General features: G+C 70.7%; 17 protein-coding genes and 3 pseudogenes. 9 read left to right on the top strand and 11 right to left on the bottom strand.

The genetic code is table 11. The annotated features are described in order from the left end of the window. Positions 1-15: 15 nt before the first annotated feature. Entirely contained in the window at positions 16-1,212 is a 1,197-nt protein-coding gene (locus MJQ72_RS10780) for an MFS transporter (protein WP_240599034.1), read from the bottom strand. Positions 1,213-1,269: 57 nt separating this feature from the next. On the opposite strand from MJQ72_RS10780, the gene MJQ72_RS10775 reads away from it, so the two are divergent. Together MJQ72_RS10775 and MJQ72_RS10765 are read left to right on the top strand one after the other, a co-directional pair. Then, entirely contained in the window at positions 1,270-1,815 is a 546-nt protein-coding gene (locus MJQ72_RS10775) for a hypothetical protein (protein ID WP_240599032.1), read from the top strand. 234 nt (positions 1,816-2,049) lie between these two features. After that, a pseudogene (locus MJQ72_RS10765) lies at positions 2,050-3,317 on the top strand (PepSY-associated TM helix domain-containing protein). On the opposite strand, the gene MJQ72_RS10760 reads toward MJQ72_RS10765, so the two are convergent. After that, positions 3,307-4,194 (bottom strand): SDR family NAD(P)-dependent oxidoreductase, encoded by an 888-nt coding sequence (locus tag MJQ72_RS10760; protein ID WP_240599031.1) that lies wholly within the window; start codon positions 4,192-4,194, stop codon positions 3,307-3,309. The pseudogene MJQ72_RS10765 and the gene MJQ72_RS10760 sit on opposite strands and share 11 nt — an antisense overlap. Before the next feature lie 79 nt (positions 4,195-4,273). Between MJQ72_RS10760 and MJQ72_RS10755 the strand changes: the two genes are divergently transcribed. Together MJQ72_RS10755 and MJQ72_RS10750 are read left to right on the top strand one after the other, a co-directional pair. Continuing rightward, positions 4,274-4,849 (top strand): TetR/AcrR family transcriptional regulator, encoded by a 576-nt coding sequence (locus MJQ72_RS10755; protein ID WP_240599030.1) that lies wholly within the window; start codon positions 4,274-4,276, stop codon positions 4,847-4,849. Positions 4,850-5,250: 401 nt separating this feature from the next. Further along, positions 5,251-6,366: a CdaR family transcriptional regulator gene (locus MJQ72_RS10750; protein ID WP_240599029.1), complete on the top strand. Its 1,116-nt coding sequence runs from the start codon at positions 5,251-5,253 to the stop codon at positions 6,364-6,366. Here the strand turns inward: MJQ72_RS10750 and MJQ72_RS10745 are convergent. From MJQ72_RS10745 to MJQ72_RS10735, 3 genes and pseudogenes are all read right to left on the bottom strand, one after another. Next, positions 6,363-7,304, bottom strand: coding sequence for an alpha/beta hydrolase (locus tag MJQ72_RS10745; protein WP_240599028.1), 942 nt, complete (start codon positions 7,302-7,304; stop codon positions 6,363-6,365). The genes MJQ72_RS10750 and MJQ72_RS10745 overlap by 4 nt on opposite strands. A gap of 64 nt (positions 7,305-7,368) precedes the next feature. After that, positions 7,369-8,675, bottom strand: a pseudogene (locus tag MJQ72_RS10740) (MFS transporter). 122 nt (positions 8,676-8,797) lie between these two features. Next, entirely contained in the window at positions 8,798-9,439 is a 642-nt protein-coding gene (locus MJQ72_RS10735) for a TetR/AcrR family transcriptional regulator (protein WP_240599027.1), read from the bottom strand. 112 nt (positions 9,440-9,551) lie between these two features. On the opposite strand from MJQ72_RS10735, the gene MJQ72_RS10730 reads away from it, so the two are divergent. Both MJQ72_RS10730 and MJQ72_RS10725 read left to right on the top strand, forming a co-directional pair. Further along, positions 9,552-10,400, top strand: a complete 849-nt coding sequence (locus MJQ72_RS10730; RefSeq protein WP_240599026.1) for a shikimate dehydrogenase — start codon at positions 9,552-9,554, stop codon at positions 10,398-10,400. Continuing rightward, positions 10,390-12,171, top strand: a complete 1,782-nt coding sequence (locus MJQ72_RS10725; protein ID WP_240599025.1) for a bifunctional sugar phosphate isomerase/epimerase/4-hydroxyphenylpyruvate dioxygenase family protein — start codon at positions 10,390-10,392, stop codon at positions 12,169-12,171. Before MJQ72_RS10730 ends, MJQ72_RS10725 begins: the two co-directional genes overlap by 11 nt. On the opposite strand, the gene MJQ72_RS10720 is transcribed toward MJQ72_RS10725, so the two are convergent. Next, entirely contained in the window at positions 12,148-12,657 is a 510-nt protein-coding gene (locus MJQ72_RS10720; protein WP_240599024.1) for a hypothetical protein, read from the bottom strand. The two genes, MJQ72_RS10725 and MJQ72_RS10720, sit on opposite strands and share 24 nt — an antisense overlap. Before the next feature lie 104 nt (positions 12,658-12,761). Between MJQ72_RS10720 and MJQ72_RS10715 the strand changes: the two are divergent. Beyond that, positions 12,762-13,336 (top strand): annotated as a pseudogene (locus MJQ72_RS10715) (TetR/AcrR family transcriptional regulator). Between the two features lie 59 nt (positions 13,337-13,395). On the opposite strand, the gene MJQ72_RS10710 reads toward MJQ72_RS10715, so the two are convergent. The 4 genes from MJQ72_RS10710 to MJQ72_RS10695 all read right to left on the bottom strand — a co-directional run bounded on the left by MJQ72_RS10710 (position 13,396) and on the right by MJQ72_RS10695 (position 17,195). Further along, entirely contained in the window at positions 13,396-13,875 is a 480-nt protein-coding gene (locus MJQ72_RS10710; RefSeq protein ID WP_240599023.1) for a hypothetical protein, read from the bottom strand. A gap of 93 nt (positions 13,876-13,968) precedes the next feature. Then, entirely contained in the window at positions 13,969-15,144 is a 1,176-nt protein-coding gene (locus tag MJQ72_RS10705; protein ID WP_240599022.1) for a 4-hydroxybenzoate 3-monooxygenase, read from the bottom strand. A 32-nt stretch (positions 15,145-15,176) separates the two neighbouring features. After that, entirely contained in the window at positions 15,177-15,947 is a 771-nt protein-coding gene (locus MJQ72_RS10700; RefSeq protein ID WP_240599021.1) for an IclR family transcriptional regulator, read from the bottom strand. A gap of 12 nt (positions 15,948-15,959) precedes the next feature. Then, on the bottom strand, positions 15,960-17,195 hold the full coding sequence (locus tag MJQ72_RS10695; protein WP_240599020.1) for an ArsB/NhaD family transporter: 1,236 nt from the start codon (positions 17,193-17,195) through the stop codon (positions 15,960-15,962). Between the two features lie 74 nt (positions 17,196-17,269). Here MJQ72_RS10695 and MJQ72_RS10690 point away from each other — a divergent pair, with 74 nt between their 5' ends. Beyond that, positions 17,270-18,493: an FAD-binding protein gene (locus tag MJQ72_RS10690; RefSeq protein WP_240599019.1), complete on the top strand. Its 1,224-nt coding sequence runs from the start codon at positions 17,270-17,272 to the stop codon at positions 18,491-18,493. On the opposite strand, the gene MJQ72_RS10685 is transcribed toward MJQ72_RS10690, so the two are convergent. Next, on the bottom strand, positions 18,490-18,840 hold the full coding sequence (locus MJQ72_RS10685; protein WP_240599018.1) for a hypothetical protein: 351 nt from the start codon (positions 18,838-18,840) through the stop codon (positions 18,490-18,492). The genes MJQ72_RS10690 and MJQ72_RS10685 overlap by 4 nt on opposite strands. Positions 18,841-18,952: 112 nt before the next feature. Between MJQ72_RS10685 and MJQ72_RS10680 the strand changes: the two genes are divergently transcribed. Beyond that, a complete protein-coding gene (locus MJQ72_RS10680) occupies positions 18,953-20,131 on the top strand; it encodes a PLP-dependent aminotransferase family protein (protein ID WP_240599017.1) in 1,179 nt (392 codons plus the stop codon). The last annotated feature ends 133 nt before the right edge of the window (positions 20,132-20,264 follow it).

Here is a 20,264-nt window from a genome sequence, read left to right as displayed (position 1 = left end):
AAGCGAGCGCAAGAACTAGACACTCTTGATCGGTGCGGTTGCCCGGAAGTCCCGCGAGGAAGGAACGAGGGCGGCGGCCGCCGGAGCGGCGAAGCAGACGACCGCGCAGGCGGCCAGCACCGGCGCCGCCCCGAACCCGTCGATCGCGGGCGCGATGAACGCGAGCCCGGCGGGCGCGAGGCCGTAGGAGAACAGGAAGTCCAAAGAGGACACGCGCGCGAGCTTCCCCGGCTCGACCTCCCGCTGGGTCGCGGTGAACCAGGGGACGTTGAACAGTTCGATGCCCAGCCCGGCGACGGCGTAGGCGGCGGCGACGAAGGCCGGGTGCACCGGGAACAGCAGGCTCAAGGGCGCGAATCCGTAGCAGCCGAGCCCTGCCAGCGCCGTCCAGCCTTGGCGCTTCGGGCGCCAGCGCGCGATGACGACGGCGCCCGCGAGCGCGCCGAGGGTGTACGCGGTGAGCCCGGCGGCCAGTACCGTTTCGCTGTCATAGCGGTCCCGGCTGACCAGCGGCAGCACGACACCGGTGGCGGAATAGCCGGTCGCGACGACCGCGGTCAGCGCGCCGAGCCCGGCCAGGAACCACGGGTGGCGGCGGGCTTCACGGAGACCGTCGGCGAACTCGCCGAAGAAGCGGGCCCCGGCGGCGGCCGGGGCGGGCGTGAAAGTGCCTCGCGGCGGGATCAGCGCCGCGCCCAGCCACAGCACGCCGGTCCCGATCACCAGCGCCGACGTCGAAGCGAACTGGGAGAGCAGGGCGGTGAGCCCCGGCGCGACCAAGGTCGTGACCCGGACGGCGAGGGTCATCGCGGCGTTGGCCTGCTGGCGCCGGTCTTCGGCGATCACCTCGGCGGTCAGCGCCTGGAACGCCGGACGGCACGCGCCCTGCCCGACCCCGACGACGGCGGCCGCGGTGGCCATCAGCAGGACCGACCGGCCCATTCCCGTGGCGATCAGCGGAGTGGCGAGACCGGCGATGAGACCTGCCCAGAGCACGACGCCGCGACGGGAGTGCCGGTCGGCCAGTACACCGGCCACCGGGACTGCCACGAGGAATCCCGCCGTCCGCGCGGCGAGCACGATGCCGAGGTCCACAGCCGAAAGCGACCGTTCCAGCACCGCCAGCCCGAGAATGAACGGCAGGGCCCAGGTCGCCAGCCCGGAGGCGGTGTTCCCGGTCCAGAGCCGGAGGAACGACAGGCTGCGGAACACCGGGCCGACGATAGCAAGGAGAGACAACGGGCCCGTTCGCGCTCTACTCTGCCTCCCGTGCGCACGCCGACCCCGACCCGAGGCCCGGCCCGGCGCCTCCGCGGCGGGGCCGTGGGGGTCCTGACCGGCACTTTGGCGACCGGCGCCCACGTCGGGACCAGCGGTCGCGTCCCCGACCTCGGTGTCGTCGTGCTGCTCGTCGCCCTGCTGAGCTGGGTGGCGTACGCGTTCGCGGGACGCCGCCGTGGCCCGCTCGCCATCCTCGGCCTGGTGGCGGGCGGGCAGCTGGCGATGCACGCCTGCCTGACCTTCCTGACCTGGCAATCGCACGCCCACCACGCCGAATCCCCAGGCAACGGCCTGTCCATGGCCGCCGGGCACGCCGCCGCGACCCTGGTGGTGGCGATGGTGCTCGCGGGCGCCGAGCACGTCGTGTACGCGCTCACGACGCTCATCGCCTCGGTTCTTCCCCGGCGCTTGACACCGCGGCCCGCGACGGCGCCGCTGCGGATCCGCGTCCCGCTCGCGCTGGAGTTCCCCGCGACCGAGGCGCTCCTGCGAGACGTGCTTTCCCGGCGCGGCCCGCCGGTGACGTCCGCCTGATCCCCGAAACCCTGCCGAGACCCGTGTCGCGGCAGGGCTCAGCGCGCGTGCCGTGACCACCCCGGCGCGCGGCGCAGGCGCACGCCTCCCCACCGACGCCTCAGGAGTTCCCCCATGGCAACGCGAATCGAACCGACCACGAGCCCGCCGCGCGCGACCGGCTGGCGCGGACTGTTCCTCCGTCTCCACTTCTACGCCGGCGTTCTCGTCGGACCGTTCATCCTCATCGCCGCGTTGAGCGGCGTTCTCTACGCGGCGACACCGCAGATGGAGTCCTGGATCTACTCCGACCAGCTCCGCGCTCCGGTCGGGCTGAACCAGGCCTCGCTCGCCGACCAGGTCAAGGCGGCTCAAGCGGCCCACCCCGGCGGCGATCTGGTCGCCGTCCGGCCCGCCCCGAGCCGGGAGACACGACCCGGGTGCTGTTCGCCGAGGAAGGACTCGGCGAGTCCGAACGGCGGGCGGTGTTCGTCGATCCGGCCACCGCGCAGGTGCGCGGCGACCTCGTCGCGTACGGCACGAGTGGCGCCTTGCCGTTCCGGACCACGCTCGACCAGTTGCACCGCAACCTGCTGCTCGGCGAGCCGGGGCGGCTCTACAGCGAACTCGCCGCCTCCTGGCTGTGGGTGGTCGCGCTCGGCGGGTTGGTGCTGTGGGTGAGCCGCCGTCGTGCCCGCCGGGCCGAGAAGGCCGAGTCCGCACGCGGGAAGTCGATGCGCCGTCACGGATCCGTCGGCCTGTGGGTACTGCTCGGCGCGTTGTTCCTGTCCGCGACAGGGCTCACGTGGTCGGCGTACGCGGGCGAGAACGTCTCCGCGCTGCGCGAATCCCTCGGCTGGGCCACTCCGGCGTTGAAGGTGACCGGTGCTGACGAACACGCCGGACACGCCGGCCACGGCGAAGCCCCCGCCGCACCGGCGCCCGCGAAACCCGAGAGCGTGGACGCGATGCTGGCCTCCGCCCGCGCCGCCGGGATCGACGCCGCCTCGGTGGAGATCGGGCTGCCCACGAAGCCCGGGGCGCCTTGGCAGGTGGCGGAAATCGAGCGCGGCTGGCCGACGCAGGTCGACGCCGTCGCCGTCGACGGGACCACCGGGCAGATCCTGGGCGAGGTGCGGTTCGCCGACTACCCGCTGATGGCGAAGCTCGCCCGCTGGGGGATCGACGCGCATATGGGCGTGCTGTTCGGCTGGCCCAACCAGATCGTGCTGCTCCTGCTCGGCGCCGGCCTGGTCACGCTGGTCGTGCTCGGCTACCGGATGTGGTGGCAGCGCAGGCCGACCCGCGCCACCGGGCTCACCTTCGGGCGGCCCATCCCGCGCGGTCAGTGGCGCAAGGCGCCGCCCTGGCTGCTGGTCGGGCTCCTCGTCCTGGCCGCCGCGATCGGCTGGTTCGTGCCGCTGCTCGGCATCAGCCTGCTGGCGTTCCTGGTGATCGATCTGTTGCTGGGCTTGCGATCCCGTGGCAAGTCCACACCGGACTCGACCGACGTCACCGTGTGAGTTCCGCGCTCGCCGCCCACAATCGGGCGGCGAGCGCGGTGTCGGCGAGCTTCCCTCGAACCGGCTCCCGCCTCGGCTCACCGCGCAGGCCGAACACGCGGGGGCCGAACATCTCGCCGCCGCGCACCGAAGGATCGAGCACCGCGCGTACCGCGGGCCAAGCGCCGGCGTCCTTGCCCTGCAACAGAAGCCCGGCCGGGAACTTCCGTCCGGCGGCCTCGGTGCGCACCGGCCTCGGCGGGGTCAGCGAATCGAGCGCACCGCCGGGATGGTCGACGACGCTCAGTACCTGGCTCCCGGCCGCGCGCAGCCGCCTGTCGAGCTCGAAGGCGAACAGCATCTGCGCCAGCTTCGAGCGCGCATAAGTGCGCTTGGGCTGGTAGTCCCGCTTGCTCTGGAGGTCGTCCAGGTCAAGTTCCGCGGACTTGCCCACGAAGCTGCCCGTGGTGACGACGCGACCGGCTTCCGCCGCTTCGAGCAACGGCATCAGCCGGTGCACCAGCACGAAATGCCCGAGATGGTTGGTGGCGAAGGTCAGTTCGAGGCCATCGGCGGTCTCCTGCCTTGGCCGGCCTTCCAGGAGTACGCCCGCGTTGCAGACGACGGCGTCGAGCCGCTCGATCCCCTGAGTGTCCACTGAGGACGAGAGGTCGGAAAGATCGAGCCGCAGGTGCCCGAGTTTCGCGTCCGGCACCAAGGACCGGATCGAAGCGATCGCCGCCTCCGCCTTGGTGGTGTCCCGGCTGCCGAGGAGCACGGTGGCACCGGTTCCGGCGAGCTGCTCGGCGACGAAATAGCCGATCCCCGCGTTGCCGCCGGTGACCAGGAAGGTCTTGCCGTCGGCACGCGGCAGGTGGTGGACGTCCCAGTGGCTCACGGCGCGCTCCTCGAAGTCGAAGTCACTCCGAAGATACACTCGTTTCGAATTCGGAGTGACTTCGATGTAGTGTGGGCGCATGGGAGCGACCGAGCCGGGCAGGCGTGAACGCAAGAAGGCGGCGACACGGCAGGCCCTGTCGGAGGCGGCGCGAGAACTGTTCCTGGAACGGGGTTTCGACAACGTCACCGTCGCGGAGATCGCCGACGCCGCGGACACGGCGGTGTCCACGCTGTTCGCGCACTTCCCGGGTGGCAAGGAGGCGCTGGTCCTCGGCCACGGCCAGGAGCGCGAAGCGGCATTGGCCGCCGCGGTGCGTGACAGGGCCGAGGGCACCTCGATCTTGGAGGCGCTGCGGGATTTCCTCGCGACTCGCGGTCCGTTCGACCCGGATCGCGATCCGACGGCACGCCGGGTCGCGGATCTGGTGGTGGCCACCCCGGCGCTGCGCGCCTACGCCAGGGCGCTGTGGACGGGGTGTGAGGACGCGCTCGCGAAGGTCATCGCCGAAGCGTCGGGGCAGGACGATTTCTCCGTGCGGCTGCTGGCGCGTTATGTCCTGGAGGTCCCGGATCTGGCCGGGGTCGAGGCGGATCCCGCCGCCGCGCTGGACGCCGCGTTCGCCTTTCTCCGTCGCGGCTGGCCGGGGTTCTGACCAGGGCGAGGCAAAGGTGACCGGTGGTGCGAACCCTGCCGCAGGCTGTTCCCGTCGACCGCCCAAGCAGGCGTAAGCCGATCATCCATAAAGGACATCAAGATCCCTCTGCCTGTCCGATTTGGATGCTTTGCGCGGGGGTCGTGAGTGGCCATGGTCGTTCTAACCCTCTTCTCGACAACCAGAGGTGAGGCAAGGGTGGCGTGCTCGTCAGCTGGGCTGAAGGGGGCTTTCGCTGCGTCTGATGCGGCGATGGGCCCCTTAGCGTCTCGGCGAGTTGAGTGCGCCCAATGCGACATGGGAGACGGTGAGCGTCCCCAATGCCACATTGGGCGCATCGGGGCACCGAAGCGCCCGGCTAGGAAGCCACCTTTGCCCTGCCCCTCGAATAACCTGGAGCGATGAAGGGTCTGCTCTTGCGGCTGTCCGAGGTGGACGCCGACGCGGAAGCCGCCGTCCGGGTCATCGCCTATTTCGACGAGCTCGTGGCCCGGCAGGCCCGTCTCTCCGATCTGGTGCGGGCCACCGCGGCGCTCGCGGGCTGCGTGGCCGGGCTGCGCCGGGACGGCGTCCCGGCGCCACTGCGGTTCGCGCCGGACGGCGAGCCCGCCGCCGAAGCGGTGACAGAGCCCGCTTCGGCCGACCTCGGTGAGCCACCGGGGAAGGTCTGGCTGGAGCGTGCCGGGGCGCCGGGGCCGCTCGACGATCTCGTACTGGAGCGGTTCGCGATGGCGGCGCGCGTCCTCGGCCGCGCCGAACCCGAGGGAAACGCGCCACATCTGGCGGATCCCGCGCTCGTCGAGCTGCTGCTGGGCGAGCAGGCGGGGGAGGAGGACCGGGCCAGGGCGCTCCGGCTGCTCGGCCTGACCGCCGGACGGCCGGTCCGCGTCTTGGCCGTCGCTGCCGAGGACGGCCGCGATCCCGGAGCGGCCGCGGTCGGGCTGCTCGCACGGGGTGGTTCGCTGCCCCGGCTGCATGTGGCGACAGTGGGCGAGGTGGCCGCTGTACTGCTGCAACCTCGCGACGACGACGCGATCGTGAACGCGCTGCGCTCCGCCCTCGCCGATCGGGCGAAGGAACGCGATGCCGCCGACGGGGTGCGGGTCGGTGTCGGTGACGCCGTCCCGGGACTCGCGGCGCGTGATTCGTGGCTGCAGGCCAGGCTGGCGGAGCGGTTCGCCGTTCCCGCCGTCGAGCCGATCGTGGTGCACGGCGACCTGGGGTCGCTCACCCTGCTCGCCGAGGTGCCGGTGGCCCGGCTACGGGGACAGGAGGACGTGCGGGCACTGGACGCCCTCGCCGCGACGCCGACCGGGGCCGCCGACGTCGCGGCACTGGAAGCGTTCTGCCGCACGGGATCGCTACGGCAGGCCGCGATCGCGCTGCACCGGCACCACAGTTCGGTGGCGGCACGGCTGGCGCACGTCGAGGACGCGCTGGGCTGGCGGCTGGACGAGCCGGGCGATCGCTTCCGTGCGCGTCTCGCCTTGCTCGCCCGCCGCCTGGCGCGGGCCTAGACCTCCAGCGCCCGCGCGAGCACGGCGATCGCTTCGGCGACCTCGCGTTTGCTCACCGCGGCGTGCTCCACCGACGACGAGCCGTGGAACGTCCCCGGGAACAGATGCAGCTCGGTGGTGACCCCGGAGGCGAGGAGGGCCTGCGCGTAAGCGATCCCTTCGTCTCGCAACGGGTCGAACTCCATCACGGAAACGTAGGCGGGCGGCAGGCCGCTCAGGTCCACCGCCCGCGCGGGCGCCGCGTGGACGGGGACGTCCGCGCCGCCGCGAACCCCCTTGCCCAGATAGCAATCCCAGCTGATCTCGGCCCTCGGCTTGTTCCACTGTGGAGTGTCGACGAACGCCCGCATACTCGGCGTCTCCAGCCGGTCGTCCACCTCCGGCACCCCGAGGTACTGGAACGCGATCGCCGGCCCGCCCCGGTCGCGGGCGAGCAGGGCGAGCGCCGCGCACAGCCCGCCGCCCGCGCTGATGCCGTGGATCGCCACCCGGCCGGGGTCGACGCCGAGTTCGGCCGCGTTCTTCGCGAGCCAGGTGAGCGCCGCGTAGCAGTCTTCGAGCGCCGCCGGATACGGTGCTTCCGGTGCGAGCCGGTAGTCGACCGACACCACGACGACGCCGATCTCCCTGGCGAAACGCACGTTCGCCGCGTGGTCGATCTCGAGATCGCCGATGACGAACCCGCCGCCGTGGACGTCGAAGATCGCGGCGGGGGCGGCGATCCGGTCCGGCGTGTAGATCCGCACCCGGACGTCCGGGGCGCCTTCGGGGCCGGGCACCCGTTCCTCACGGATGGTGACACCCGTTTCGTCCACCACGCCGTGGAGTTCGGCGAGCACCGCCTTCAGCCGTTCCCGGGTGGCGGGCAGATCGGCGAGATCCAGCTTGGGCAACAGCGGGACGGCCGGGGCGATTTCCGGGTCGTACGCGTAGGTCATCGGTCGCACTCCTGACTCGGCGGGAGGATCCGCCACCGATGATGGCCGCCCCGGCCGCGGGGAGTCATCCGCCACGCGTCGCGGAAGCGGGCTCCTTCATCCGCCGAACGCGCACCACGCCGAGGTCCTCGGTCGGCACGCCGTGCGTCTCGCGCGCGGTGAGCGCGGCCGCGGCGCTGAGGAGGCAGACGGCGGCGGTGAAGACGGCGACGCCGAGCCAGTCGTCCTTCCCGGAGCCGATCGCGGCCACCACGCTCGGGGCGAATCCGGCGATGGCGAAGCCGATCTGGGTGCCGATCGCCATCCCCGAAAGCCGGACCTTGGCGCTGAACATCTCACCGTAGAACGACGGCCACACCCCGTTGACGGCGCTGTAGGCGACGCCGAACAGCAGGATGCCGACCGCGAAGATCAGCGGATACGAACCGTCCGAAATGGACCACAGGTACGGGAAGATCAGCACCGCGCAGGCGAGACAGCCCGCGATGAACACGGGTTTGCGGCCGATCCGATCGGAAAGCCCTGCCAGCAGAGGGATCGCGAGCAGCGCGACGACGTTGGCCAGCACGCCGACCCACAGGATCGGCCCGCGCTCGAGCCCGATCGTGTTGACCGCGTAGCTCAGCGCGTACACGGTGAAGATCGTGCTGACCGAGGCGATGGTGGCCGCGACGACGACGCGGAGCACGTCCTTCCAGTGCGACCGGAACAGCACGGCGACCGGCAGTTTGGCGACGTCGGACCGGTTCTGTTCGAACACCGGGGTTTCGTCGATCTTGCGCCGGATCACGAAACCGACGACCACCACGACGGCGCTGCACCAGAACGGGATCCGCCAGCCCCAGGTGAGCAACTGGTCCTGGGGGAGCGTGGCGATCGGCAGGAAGACGGCGGTGGCGAGGATCTGCCCGGCCTGGGTGCCGCTGAGGGTGAAGCTCGTGTAGTAGCCGCGCCGGTGGGGCGGCGCGTGTTCCAGTGACATCGAGTTGGCGCCCGCCTGCTCGCCGGCGGCCGAAAGTCCTTGCAGCAGACGGAGGACCACCAGCAGGACCGGCGCGAGCACGCCGATCGAGGCATACGTCGGCAGGCAGCCGACCAGGAACGTCGTGACACCCATCAGCACCAGCGTGAACACGAGGACCTTCTTGCGGCCCAGGCGGTCGCCGACGTGCCCGAGCACGAAGGCGCCGACCGGGCGGGCGAGATAGCCGACGCCGAAGGTCGCCAGCGCGAGCAGGGTGCCGGTGGCGGGGAGGAGGCGGGGAAGAAGACCTTGTTGAACACCAGCGCGGCGGCGGTTCCGTAGATGAAGAAGTCGTAGTACTCCAAGGCGCTGCCGATCCAGGCGGCCGATGCGGCCTTGCGGGGCATGCCTTGCGTGACAGGGGAGGGAGAGGCCACGTCGACGCTCCAAGGGGACGAACCATCAATGTACGATCTAGTTAGTTAATACAGCGTGCGAGACCGTGCCCCGGTTGTCAAGAGCCGGGAATTCAGGCGGTCAGGTACTCGATCACCAGGTCGCCCAGCATCAGGCGATAGTGGGCGCGGCGCGCCGGATCGAGCATGTCCCGGCCGAAGATCGCGGAGAAGGTGTGCCGGTTCGCGAGGCGGAACACGCAGAACGAGCTGATCACCATGTGCACGTCGAGGGCGTCGACGTCCTCGCGGAACCGGCCGGCCTCACGGCCGCGGTCGAGGATGCGGGAGAGCACGTCGAGGGCCGGGTTCGCCATGCCGGACAAGGCTTCCGAGCGTGCGATGTGCTCGCCGTGGTGGATGTTCTCGATGCTCACGAGGCGGATGAAATCCGGGTTCGCCTCGTGGTGGTCGAAGGTGAGCTCGGCGAGCTGGCGGATCGCGTCCTCGGGTTCGAGGTGGTCGACGTCCAGATCCTGTTCGAGCCCGCGGATGGTCGCGTACGCCCGTTCGAGCGCGGCGACGTAGAGCTGCTCCTTGCCGCCGAAGTAGTAATAGATCATCCGCTTCGTGGTGCTCGTGCGAGCGGCGATCTCGTCCACCCTCGCGCCGGCGTAGCCCTTGTCGGCGAACTCCCTGGTGGCCACCGCGAGGATTTCGGCACGGGTGCGTTCCTTGTCGCGCTGGCGCTCGACCTCGGACGACAGTGCGGCCACCTGACTCCCTCCGAACCGCTGGTGGAAGGCCTCACTGTAGCGCAGCCCTTCTCGTGCCGACCGGTCCGCGCTACAGTGAACTCACTAGTTCGTACATTAACGGAGGATCTTGGTGAGCAGCTACCTCATCGGCTTGGTCGGCACCGGTATCGGGCCGTCGCTGAGCCCGGCGCTGCACGAACGGGAAGCCGACGAACTCGGGCTGCGCTATCTCTACCGGCGTCTCGACCTCGACGTGCTGAGGCAGCCGATCGGCGACGTGCTGGCCGCCGCGCGGACCGCGGGCTTCGACGGTCTCAACATCACGCATCCGGTGAAGCAACAGGTGTTGCCGTATCTCGACGAGGTCGCACCCGACGCCGCGGCGCTCGGCGCGGTGAACACGGTGGTGCTCCGCGAAGGGCTCGCGACCGGGCACAACACGGACGCGACCGGTTTCGCCCGCAACCTCACCCGAGGGCTGCCGGACGCCGACATGGACACCGTCGTCCTCCTCGGCGCGGGCGGGGCGGGCGCGGCCGTGGCCCACGCCCTGCTTTCCCTGGGCACCGGACGGTTGATCGTCCACGACGTCGACGCCGCACGCGCCGGAACCCTGGTCTCCGCGCTGCGACGGCGTTTCGGCGAGGGCAGGGCCCTTTCCGGTTCGCTGGACGACGTCCGGGGCGCCGACGGCCTCGTCCACGCCACGCCGACCGGGATGGCCGCGTACCCGGGGTCGCCGGTTCCCGCCGGATCGCTGCACCCGGGGATGTGGGTGGCCGACATCGTGTACCGGCCGCTGGAGACCACGCTGCTCAAGCAGGCGCGCGAACGGGGATGCCGGACGCTGCACGGCGGCGGGATGGTGGTCTTCCAGGCGGCGGACTCGTTCCGCCTGTTCACCGGCGCGGAGCCGGACGCCGACCGGATGCTCCGGCATTTCGAAGCGCTGGAAGGAAAACCCGCCCATGTCTGGTGACACCGCCATCGCGACCGTCTGCCTTTCCGGCACGCTGGAGGACAAACTCGCCGCGGCCGCCGCGGCGGGTTTCCCCGGTGTCGAGATCTTCGAGAACGATCTGATCGCGTCGAGGAGGTCGCCGTCGGAGATCCGGCGGCTCTGCGCCGATCTCGGGCTGACGATCGACCTCTACCAGCCGTTCCGCGATTTCGAGGCGGTGCCGCCGGACGTGCTCCGGGCGAATCTCCGCCGGGCGCGCCGGAAATTCGACCTCATGGCCGAACTCGGGGCGGACACCGTCCTGGTCTGTTCATCGGTCTCGCCGGACGCCGTCGACGACGACGATCTCGCCGCCGCGCAGCTGCATGAGCTGGCCTCGCTGGCCGCGTCGCGCGGAATCCGCGTCGCCTACGAAGCGCTCGCGTGGGGCCGGTTCGTGAACACCTACGAGCACGCGTGGCGCATCGTGCGGCGGGCCGATCACTCGGCCTTGGGCGTCTGTCTCGACAGCTTCCACATCCTGTCCCGGCGCAGCGATCCCCGCGCGATCCGGACGATCCCGGGGGAGAAGATCTTCTTCCTGCAACTGGCCGACGCGCCCTTGCTGGACATGGATGTGCTGCACTGGAGCAGGCACCACCGGCTCTTCCCCGGGCAAGGCGCGTTCGACCTGACCACGTTCACCGGGCACGTGCTCGCGGCCGGCTATCGAGGCCCGCTTTCGCTGGAGGTCTTCAACGACGTCTTCCGGCAGGCGGATCCGCGGCCCGCCGCCGTCGACGCCATGCGATCGCTGGTGGCCCTCCGCGAATCCGTCGGTGCCCTTGAGGTTCCCGAGGCTCCTCGGCTGGACGGGCCCGCCTTCGCGGAACTCGCCGTTCCGGGGGCCGTGCTCGCGGACCTCGGTTTCGCGCACGTCGGAACCCATCGCACGAAGCCGGTCCAGCTGTGGCAACAGGGATCGGCGCGTTTGCTGGTGAACGAGGCCGCCGCGGACGGCACGATCGGCGCCCTCGGCCTGACCAGCGCGGACCCGGCCGGGTCGGCGCGGCGCGCGGAGACCCTGCTCGCGCCCGTGCTGCCCCGCGAGCACGGCCCCGGCGAGGCGGACCTCTCCGCCGTCGCCGCGCCGGACGGCACCGAGATCTTCTTCTGCGGCAACGACGGATGGCTTCAGGACTTCGTCCCGACCGGGACGGCGCCGTCCGGGGCGGGGATCACCGGCATCGACCACATCGCCTTGACCCAGCCTTTCGACCAGTTCGACGAGGCGACGCTGTTCTACCGTTCGGTGCTGGGCCTGCGGCCCGAGCCGGTGTCCGAGTTCGCGGCGCCGTTCGGGCTCGTGCGCAGCCGGGCGGTCGGCGATCGTGAGGTCCGGTTGACGCTGGACAGCGCACTGGTGAGACGAGGGGAGTGGGCACCGGCGGTGCCTTCGCCGCAGCACATCGCGTTCGCGTGCGACGACGCGATCGCCGTCGCACGCGCCCTGCGGGAGGCCGGTGCGCCGGTGCTGGAGATCCCCGGGAACTACTACGACGACCTCGAAGCGCGGTTCGATCTGCCCTTCGCCGCGCGGCTGCGGGAGAACTCGGTGCTGTACGACCGCGACGAACACGGCGAATTCCTGCACTTCTGCACCGAGCTGGTCGGCTCCCGGGTCTTTTTCGAGGTGGTGCAACGGATCGGCGGCTATCGCGGCTACGGGGTCGTCAACACGCCGGTGTACATGACCGCGCACCGGGAGCGGCGCCTCAGCCTGGCGTCAGCGACCCAGGCGGATCGCTGAGACGAGGAAGAACACCCCGCCGAGCACGGCGTATCCGGCCAGGTTGAGCAAAGAAGCATCCGGCTGCGCGGCTTGCAGGACGAAGGCGGTGCCGGCGAGGGTCGAGATGGCCCCGCTGGCGATCATCGCCCACTGACCGCCCAGCTTGCGGCGGCCGAGGCCGACGGCGAGCTGGACGAGGCCCGACACGATCGCCCAGACGCCCCAGACACGCAGCACCGCCGGGATGCCGGACGCGGCGGCGAACACGAGGCCGATACCGGCGAGCGCGCTGATCGCGATATTGACGTACAGGCCCGGTGCTTTCTCTGACGAGCGAAGGTCGATGACGGCGGCGGCGACGTCGAACAGCGGGTACAGCACGAGCAGCGCGACACTGACCGGCCCGAGCTTCGACGCACTCGTGAACAGCAGGCCCGCCCACACGAGGGCGAAGCCGAAACGGACGAAGTACAAGCGCCGGAGGGTGGCGGTTTGGCTGCTCACAGGAGCTCCTTGATGAGGTGAGGAGAACGTTCGGTCTACCGCGACCTTGACAGGAGGGTGCGGTGCGGTCAAGACCGAACGTTCTATCCCGTAAGCTGGTCGTAATGTCTCAAGGTCAAGTTTCCGAAGCGCGCGCAAGGCTGCTCACCACGGCGACCAGGCTCTTCTACACGGAGGGCATCCACTCCGTGGGCATCGATCGGATCGTGGCCGAGGCCAAGGTGACCCGCGCGACCCTCTACCGGCATTTCCCGGGCAAGGACGATCTGATCGTCTACTACCTGCAGGAAGCCGACCAGGCGATCCGCGGGGAGATCGAGGCCATCGTCGCCCGGGGGCGGCGGCCGCCGACACGCTGCGGGCGATCGCCGCGAACATCACCGAGGGCATCCGGTCACCCGGCTTCCGCGGTTGCGCCTTCCTCAACGCCGCGTCGGAGTATCCGGACCCGGCCCATCCGGTGCACAAAGCCGTCCTCGCGCACCGCCACTGGTTCGCCGGGGTGATCACCGCCGTACTGGACCGCTCGGGAAGCGCGCGGGCCGAGGTCGCCGCCCGGCGCTTCGTCCTGCTGCGGGACGGCGCGATGGCCACCGGCTGCCTGACCGACCCGGGGCCGATCTGTGAAACCTTCCTTGAGGGAGTCGAAGACCTGCTGCGGCTTCACGTCACCTCGTGAGTGGCAAGGACGGTTCTAACCGTCCTTGCCACTCACGAGTCTTGAGGCAGCGGAGCCCGCTAGCTCGGCGGCTGCTGTGCCGGAGGGGTGGGCTGCTGCGCCTGCTGCGGAGGAGCGGGCGGGGCGTAGCCCGGCTGCGCGGCCGGGTAGCCCGGCTGGCCGCCCATCGGGTAGCTGGCCGGCGGCGCGAAGCCTTGCTGCGGCCGGGAAAAGCGGCCGCTCTTGACGACCGCGATCGCGACCAGCAGCCAGGAGAGCAGCGAGGCGATGTCGAACACGAGGGCGACCGCGAGGTAGATCGTACGGATGCCGTCGATGCTCAGGCCGCCGGATTCGCTCCAGTCCGGCACGTTCAACGCCACGAACTGCCACACGATGGCCAGCACCGTCGTGGCGAGCATGATCGCGAAAGCGGCCACCATCAGGCCGGAGACCCCACGAGCGCGTCCTTTGACCGAGACGATCAGCCCGAGCAGGCCCACCGCGAGCTGTAGTACCAGTGGGATGGTCTCGATGCTCGCGAACGCAAAGGGTGACATGTCTGCCTTCCAGCTCTCCGCCGGAGATCGGGACGTCCGGCCACGTCGGGACGATCCTATGCGGTGACAACGCTTCGTGTCGTGGGGTTCGGCTCAGAACCCGATGGGCAGCCCCGCGTAGTTCTCCGCGAGCCCGGCCCGGCCCGCTTCGCTCCGTGCCAGCCACTGCAGCTGCGAAAGCTGCAGCTGCCGGTCGAACGGGTCGTCCGAGCGGTGCAGCATCGTCGTCATCCACCACGAGAAATGCGTACACCGCCAGACCCGGCGCAACGCGGTGTCGGAATAGGCGTCGGCGAGCCTGAAGTCCTTGTCCCGCACCAAAGCGGCCAGCGCGGGGGCGAGGAGGGCGACGTCGGCGACGGCGAGGTTGAGGCCTTTGGCGCCGGTGGGCGGCACGATGTGGGCGGCGTCGCCGGCGAGGAAGAGACGGCCGTGCCGCATGGGCTGCTGCACGAAACTGCGCATGGGCAGCACGCTCTTGTCGGTGATCGGTCCCGGCGTGAGGGTCCAGCCGTGCTGACCGTGGCCGAGCCGGGTCGCGAGCACCTCCCAGATCCGTTCGTCGGACCAGGTGCCGATGTCGGTGCCGTTGGGCACCTGCAGGTACAGCCGGCTGACGGTGGCCGACCGCATCGAGTGCATGGCGAAACCGTCGGGATGCCACGCGTAGATGAGTTCGTCGGTCGACGGGGCGACGTCGGCGAGGACGCCGAGCCACGAGTAGGGATAGGTGCGCTCCCAAGTCTGCTTCGCGGCGTCGGGGATCGCGGTGCGGCAAGGCCCGAAGGAGCCGTCACAGCCGACGACGACGTCGGCGTCCAGCCGCTGCTGTGCGCCGTCCGCGTCGGTGAAGGTGACGTACGGCCGATCGGTCTCGATGTCGTGCACGGCGGTGTCGGTGACTTCGTAGTGGATCTGTTGCCCAGCGGCCGCACGCGCCTTGCCGAGATCCTTCGTCACCTCGGTCTGGCCGTACACGGTGACGCTCCGCCCGACGAGGTCCACGAAGTCGAGATGGTGCCGTTCCTCCGGCCACTGCAGGTAGATCCCGCGGTGCTCGTCGCCCTCCCGGTCGAGCCGGTCGCCGAGGCCGGTCTCGCGGAGTAGGTCCACTGTGGACTGTTCGAGGATGCCGGCCCGGATCCTCGCCTCGACGTACTCGCGCGAGCGGGTCTCCACGAGCACCGATTCGACCCCCGCCAGATCGAGCAGATGCGACAGGAGGAGTCCGGCCGGGCCGGCACCGACGATGGCGACTGGGGTACGCATGACCGGAGTCTGGTCGCGTGGCGGCCGAAGTCCTAGCGTTCGCTTCCACTCAGTGAAACCCGCAGGCTCCGGCCGATCCCGGCGGCCGCGACCTGGAGCGCGGAGACCAGCCGCGCCTTGCCGCGGCTCAGATCCGGGACGACCAGGCCGAGTGCCGCGACGACCTCGCCACCGGACGGGCGGACCGGGACGGCCACCGAACACGCGCCCCGGCTCATCTCCTCGACGGTCTGCGCGTAGCCCTCCCGGCGGACACGCCGCAGCTGTTCCCGCAGGCGCCCGGGCTGGGTGACGGTGTAGGGCGTGACGCGGGTCAGCGAGGTGAGCACCTGACGCTGGACGTCCTCCGGCGCCCAGGCCAGCAGGACCTTCCCGACGCCGGTGGCGTGCAGCGGCAGCCGTCCGCCGATCCGGCTGACGACCGGTACGGACGCGTTCCCGGACAGCCGGTCGAGGTAGAGCACCTGGTCGCCGTCCCGCTCGCCGAGGTGCACGGTGGCGCCGGTCGCGCCGTAGAGATCCTGGAGGAACGGAGCGGCGATCTGCCGCAGTCCGAACTGGACGGGGGCGAGCAGTCCGAGGTCCCACAGCCGCCTGCCGACGGCATAGCGATCATCGCGTCGCTCCAGCGCGCCCAGGCCCACGAGCTCGCGGGCGAGCCGGTGCGCGGTGGGCAGCGGCAGGCCGGCCCGGCTCGCGAGTTCGGTCAGCGACAGCTCACGATGGTCGACGTCGAAGGCGCCGAGCAGCGCGAACGCCCGCGAGACGACACCGGCGCCGGGCGTGGACAGATTGCCGGGCATTCGTCCATGTTCTCACTGAGTGGAAGTCAGGGCGAGCCCGAGCCACAGGCCGGCGACGGCGAGCACGATGGACGCCGGAACGGTGAGCAACCCGAGCCGGGTGAATTCGCCCAGATCGGGCCGGGCGTCGTGCCGGTGCAGGATCCGCCGCCACAACAACGTGGCCAGCGAGCCGACGTAGGTGAGATTCGGGCCGAGGTTGACCCCGATCAGCACGGCCAGCACCACCGGTGTCCCGCCCGGGGTGGCCAGCGGCAGCAGCACGAGCACCGCGGGCAGGTTGTTGATCAGGTTGGCGAGTACGGCCGCGACCGCGGCGGCGCCGAGCAGGGCGGCGAAGGAGGTCGACGTCGGCACGAGATGGCCGAGCGCCTCGTCGAGTCCATTGTCGACCACGGCGCGGACCACGATCGCCAGCGCGAGCACGAAAGCGACGAAGGGGAGGCTCGCCGAGCGGACGATCGCGGCGGGGGAGGTCCGCCGCCGCACGAGGGCGCGGCAGGCCAGGACGGCGGCGCCGGCGAACGCGGCCCACGCGGGACTGACGTCCAGCAGCGACGTGAGCACGAAGCCTGCCAGCGTCAGGCCGAGCACGACCAGGACGAACGCCGGCACCTTCCCGGCGGGGACCACCTTCCCGCCCCGCGGCCGGGCCGCCAGGTCGGCGGCGAAGAACCGGCGGAACACCACGTATTCGGTGAGGACCGCCGCGAGCCAGGGCAAGGTCATCAGCGCGGTGAACCGCAGGAACGAGATCCCGGTCGCGGCGACGGCGAGCAGATTGGTCAGATTGGACACCGGCAGCAGCAACGAGGCCGAGTTCGCCAGATGCGTGCAGGCGTAGGCGTGCGGTTTGGCCCGCGCGCCCATCCGCGCGGCGGTGGCGAACACGACGGGGGTCAGCAGGACGACGGTGGCGTCCAGGCTGAGCACCACCGTGACCGCCGCCGCGACCGCGAACACCGCGGGCAGCAGGCGCCGCGGCCTTCCCCGGCTGAACCGCGCCATGAGCGTTCCCGCCGCCTGGAACAGCCCTTCGTCGTCGCACAGTTTGGCCAGGACCAGTACCGCGGCGAGGAAACCGACGACCGGGGCGAGCCTGGTGACCTCGTCGAGGGCGTCGGGGAACGAGATCGCCCCGGCCGCCAGCACGATCGCGGCGGCGGGGACGGCGGCGACCGCCTCCGGGAGACCGCGTGGCCGGATCACCGCGAAGGCCAGGACGATCAGCAGGAGCGCGATGGACATCGTCTCGCCGGGAATGCCGGTCAGCGCGAACCTCCTCGGTGTGGAGCCGACGTCCGCAATCTAGGCTGGGCCCGGTGCGCGAGACGAACTGGGCGGGTAATCGGACCTACGAAGCGGAACGGATCCTCCGCCCGCGCGGCCTCGACGAGGTCCAGGAAGCGGTCGCCCGGGCGGACGCGGTCAAGGCTCTCGGCAGCAGGCACTGTTTCAACGACATCGCGGACTGTCCGGGTGGTGTCCTGCTCGACTTGTCCGCGCTCGGCACGGAGGTCGTCCTCGACCCGGAGTCGGCGACGGTCACGGTGCCCGCGGCGGCCCGCTACGGCGACATCGCCGTGCAGGTGCACGCGGCCGGTTTCGCGCTGGCCAACCTCGCTTCACTGCCTCATTGCACCGTGGCGGGCACGGTGGCGACGGCGACCCACGGTTCCGGGCGGCGTAACCAGAGCCTGGCGTCGGCGGTGTCCGGTCTGGAGCTCGTCACCGCCGACGGTGAGGTGAAGACGTACTCCGGGCACGAAGGGGTCGTGGTCGGGCTCGGCGCGCTGGGGGTGGTGACGCGGCTGACCCTCGACCTGGTGCCGTCCTTCGACCTCCGACAGGACGTCTTCGACGGCCTGCCCTGGGAGTCGGTGTACGAACGCTTCGACGAGATCCAGGACGCGGGTTACAGCGTCAGCCTGTTCACGAACTGGGCCCGCGACGAGGTCGACCAGGTCTGGGTGAAGGGACCGGGGCTGCCGGAGGCGGACTTCTTCGGCGCGAAGGCGGCGGACGGGCCGCGGCATCCGGCCCACGCGGCGGGTATCCCGGCGGACAACTGCACGCGGCAGCTCGGGGTGCCGGGGCCGTGGCACGAGCGGATCCCGCATTTCCGCCTGGATTTCACGCCCAGTATCGGGAACGAGCTGCAGACCGAGTACTTCGTGCCCGTCCGGCACGCGGTCGCGGCGATGGAGGCGATGCGCGCCATCGGGGACCGGTTGGCACCGCTCCTGCTCACCTCGGAGATCCGCACGGTCGCGGGAGACGAGCTGTGGCTCAGCCCGTTCCACGGCGGCGACCGGGTGGCACTGCACTTCACCTGGCTGCCGGACGAGGACGCGGTCCGCGCGCTGTTGCCCGTCATGGAGGACCGGCTGGCGCCGTTCGAGGTCCGGCCGCATTGGGGGAAGCTCTTCCACCGGGCGGCGGACTACCCGAAGCTGGCGGATTTCCGGGCGCTGGCCACCGAACTGGACCCGGACGGCAAGTTCCGCGGCCCGTTCGTCCGGCGGCACGTGTTCGGGGAGCGCTAGTCCGACTGCGACCAAGCCGCGACGGGCAGCGAGAGATACACGCCGACGTCGTCGATCCCGGTCGCGGACTCGATGCTCGTGCGCAGCAGGTCCACCCGCTCCTGGCGGTTGTCCGCGCGGCTGGGGAACCATTTCGACCGGACCTCGACCAGGAGGTCGAGCCCGAAGCGGTCGAACGGTCCCGGCGTGCGGAAGCGCAGTTCCACGTCGCCCGGCTGGAGGTCGCCGTCGTAAGGCTCCTCCGGGCATTCGACCGCGAGGGACACGAGATGCGGCAGGACCGAGCCGAGTTCGCGCAGTGTGGCTTCGGGAAGGTGGGGCGCGTAGGTGATTTCCACGAGTGGCACGGACGACAGCCTAGGGCAGGCGGAAACTGCTATCGTGGCGACAGTTGCTTGCTCGCACGGGAAGATCCCCGGCTGCTGCACCGGAGCCGCACGTTTCTCCCGAGGAGCTTCCATGTCTCTTCCTCTCGCCCGTCGGATGGACGGCGTCACCAGTTCTCCCGTGCGCGACCTGCTCGCGCTCACCGCCCGTCCGGGCGTGATCTCGTTCGCCGGCGGCATGCCCGCGCCGGAACTGTTCGATGTGGACGGCCTCCGCGCCGCCTTCGACCGGGCGCTCGCGGACGGCCCCGCCCGGCGCGCCTTGCAGTATTCGCCCACCGAAGGGAATCCGCGGCTGCGTGAGCTGCTCGCGCGGCGGCTGTCCGGCCGCGGGCTTCCGACCACTGTGGACGATCTCCTGATCACCACGGGATCGCAGCAGGGCCTGCAACTGCTGAGCACCGCGTTGCTCGACCCGGGCGCCACCGTGCTGGTGGAAGAACCGGTGTACCTCTCGGCACTGCAGTGCTTCCAGCTCGCCGAAGCGCGGATAGTGCCCGTTCCCGGTGACGGGGAAGGGATCGACCCGGTCGCGCTGGACGAGATCGCGGCCAGGGAACGGCCTTCGCTGCTGTATCTGGTCCCGACGTTCTCGAATCCGTCCGGGCGCACGGTCGGTCCGGAACGACGTCGCGCGCTCGCGGAAGTGATCGCCCGCCACGGGTTCTGGCTCGTCGAGGACGACCCGTACCACGAGCTCCGGTATCGCGGCGAACGCGAGGAACCGCTGTCGGCCCGTCCGGAACTCGCCGGGCGCACGATCTACCTCGGCTCCTTCTCGAAGGTGATCTCCCCGGGGATGCGGCTGGGCTGGTTCCGGGCGCCGGGTGAGCTCCTGCGGCGGGTCACGATCCTCAAGCAGGCGACCGATCTGCACACCTCGACCGTCGATCAGGCGGCCGCGGCCGAGTACCTGGCCACTGCGGATCTCGACGCGCATGTGCGGCGGCTGTGCGCGGCCTACCGCGTGCGCCGTGACGCGATGATGGCCGAGCTGCCCGCGATCACCCCGCCGGGAACGACATGGACCGACCCGGACGGCGGCATGTTCGTCTGGGTCACCCTTCCCGGTGGCGCGGACACGGACCGGCTGCTGCCCGAGGCGTTGCGTCACGACGTCGCTTTCGTGCCGGGCTCGGCGTTCCAGGTGGGGGAGCCGGACCGGTCGGCGTTGCGGCTCTCGTTCGCCGCGCACGGGCCGGAGACGATCGCCGAAGGATTGCGGCGGTTGGGCAAGGTCTTGACGCCGTGACGTGAGTGGCGTCCCCGCAGCCGGGCGGTTTCGCGTGACTGCGGGGACGGCACGCGTGTCCAGACGGACGACACGCGTGTCCAGGCGGACGACACGTGTGATCAGGTGGACGACTTGCGGCGGACCGGCCGCG

Source organism: Amycolatopsis sp. EV170708-02-1 (genome assembly GCF_022479115.1).
In the GTDB taxonomy this organism is placed as follows: domain Bacteria; phylum Actinomycetota; class Actinomycetes; order Mycobacteriales; family Pseudonocardiaceae; genus Amycolatopsis.
Note: the sequence above shows the minus strand (reverse complement) of the source record. Positions and strands in the feature narration are given on the sequence as shown.

Coding starts and splice junctions, on each gene's coding strand:
- MJQ72_RS10700 (WP_240599021.1), bottom strand. CDS start 15,947: ATGCCCGGCAATCTGTCCACGCCCGGCGCCGGTGTCGTCTCGCGGGCG.
- MJQ72_RS10745 (WP_240599028.1), bottom strand. CDS start 7,304: ATGACCTACGCGTACGACCCGGAAATCGCCCCGGCCGTCCCGCTGTTG.
- MJQ72_RS10695 (WP_240599020.1), bottom strand. CDS start 17,195: ATGTCCATCGCGCTCCTGCTGATCGTCCTGGCCTTCGCGGTGATCCGG.
- MJQ72_RS10710 (WP_240599023.1), bottom strand. CDS start 13,875: ATGTCACCCTTTGCGTTCGCGAGCATCGAGACCATCCCACTGGTACTA.
- MJQ72_RS10705 (WP_240599022.1), bottom strand. CDS start 15,144: ATGCGTACCCCAGTCGCCATCGTCGGTGCCGGCCCGGCCGGACTCCTC.
- MJQ72_RS10725 (WP_240599025.1), top strand. CDS start 10,390: ATGTCTGGTGACACCGCCATCGCGACCGTCTGCCTTTCCGGCACGCTG.
- MJQ72_RS10680 (WP_240599017.1), top strand. CDS start 18,953: ATGTCTCTTCCTCTCGCCCGTCGGATGGACGGCGTCACCAGTTCTCCC.
- MJQ72_RS10750 (WP_240599029.1), top strand. CDS start 5,251: ATGAAGGGTCTGCTCTTGCGGCTGTCCGAGGTGGACGCCGACGCGGAA.
- MJQ72_RS10755 (WP_240599030.1), top strand. CDS start 4,274: ATGGGAGCGACCGAGCCGGGCAGGCGTGAACGCAAGAAGGCGGCGACA.